Here is a 1,589-nt window from a genome sequence, read left to right as displayed (position 1 = left end):
CACTCCGATCGCGGTTCTCAGGGCGGATTCAACTGGTCGTCGCAACACCCCGGTCTCGGAGGTGTTCGGCAGTGGCGACGAAGGACTGGACCGCGAAGACGAGCGATGTGCCCGAGGGTGCGCGTCGTCAGTGGCGTGCTGATCGGGCGTTGCGTCCGCCGATGCGTTCGCCCGGGCGGCCTGAGCCCTCGCGGGCGGTGCAGCGGCAGTTCTGGCGTCTGATCGCGACGGGCCTCACCTCGGCTGAAGCGGCGCTGAAGGTGGGCGTGTCCGTGCCGGTCGGAGCCCGTTGGTTTCGCCACGCTGGCGGTATGCCACCGATCTCGCTGCCCGAGCCCACCGGCCGCTACCTGTCCTTTGAGCAGCGCGAGGAGATCGCGTTGCTCCGCGCCAAGCAGATCGGCGTTCGTGAGATCGCGCGCAGGATCGGCCGTGACCCGGGAACAGTCTCCCGCGAATTGCGCCGTAACGCGGCCACGCGCAGCGGGAAGCATGAGTACCAGGCGTTGGTGGCGCAGTGGAAGGCTCAGCAGGCAGCGAAGCGTCCGAAGACGGCGAAGCTCATCACCAACGATAAGTTGCGCGAGTATGTGCAGGATCGTCTCGCCGGGAACGTCCGCAGGCCCGACGGCACCGTCGTCGTCGGGCCGGAGCCGCCCGCGTGGAAGAGGCTGAACAAACCGCACCGGCAGGACCGGCGCTGGTCGCTGGCGTGGAGCCCGGAGCAGATCTCGCACCGGCTGAAGGTCGACTTCCCGGATGATGAGTCCATGCGCATCAGCCACGAGGCGATCTACCAGTCGCTGTTCATCCAGGGCCGTGGTGCGCTCAAACGCGAGCTCGTCACCTGCCTGCGAACCGGCCGCGCGCTCCGCCAGCCGCGGGCTCGAGCGCAGAACCGCCCGCAAGGGCATGTCACCGCCGAGGTCGTGTTCTCCAAGCGTCCGGCGGAGGCTGCGGATCGCGCCGTTCCCGGGCATTGGGAAGGCGACCTGATCATCGGAACGGGCCGGTCCGCGATCGGCACGATCGTCGAGCGCAAGAGCCGCTCGACCCTGCTGGTGCATCTGCCGCGGCTGGAAGGCTATGGCGAGATACCGCCCGTCAAGAACGGTCCCGCCTTGGGCGGCTACGGCGCTGTCGCGATGAACGCCGCGCTCAGCGCGTCGATGACGAAGCTTCCCGAACAGCTCCGCAAGACGCTCACCTGGGACCGCGGCAAAGAACTCTCCGGCCACGCCCAGTTCACACTCGAGACGGGCACCAAGGTGTTCTTCGCCGACCCCCGCTCGCCCTGGCAGCGGCCGACGAACGAGAACACCAACGGTTTGCTGCGACAGTACTTCCCGAAAGGAACAGACCTCTCACGGTGGTCCGCGGAAGACCTCGAAGCCGTCGCTCTCGCGCTCAACAACCGACCCCGCAAAAGTCTCGACTGGAAGACACCCACCGAAGTCTTCGAAGAGCAGCTACGCTCACTCCAACAACCCGGTGTTGCAACGACCGGTTGAAACCAGGCAGTACGTGTCGTTGGCCTACACCGACGCGCTCGTGACCGCGGGAGTGACCGCGTCGGTCGGCACCGTCGG

The 1,589-nt window shown here is 67.1% G+C and carries 1 protein-coding gene; it reads left to right on the top strand.

The window, feature by feature from the left end; genetic code table 11:
* Positions 1-311 precede the first annotated feature (311 nt).
* Positions 312-1,511, top strand: coding sequence for an IS30 family transposase (locus L979_RS14090; RefSeq protein ID WP_156125630.1), 1,200 nt, complete (start codon positions 312-314; stop codon positions 1,509-1,511).
* The last annotated feature ends 78 nt before the right edge of the window (positions 1,512-1,589 follow it).

It is taken from the genome of Kocuria sp. ZOR0020, from assembly GCF_000800955.1.
GTDB lineage: Bacteria > Actinomycetota > Actinomycetes > Actinomycetales > Micrococcaceae > Kocuria > Kocuria subflava.
Note: the sequence above shows the minus strand (reverse complement) of the source record. Positions and strands in the feature narration are given on the sequence as shown.

Excerpts from the sequence above, each read along its gene's own strand:
- L979_RS14090 (WP_156125630.1), top strand. The coding sequence starts at position 312 with ATGCCACCGATCTCGCTGCCCGAGCCCACCGGCCGCTACCTGTCCTTT.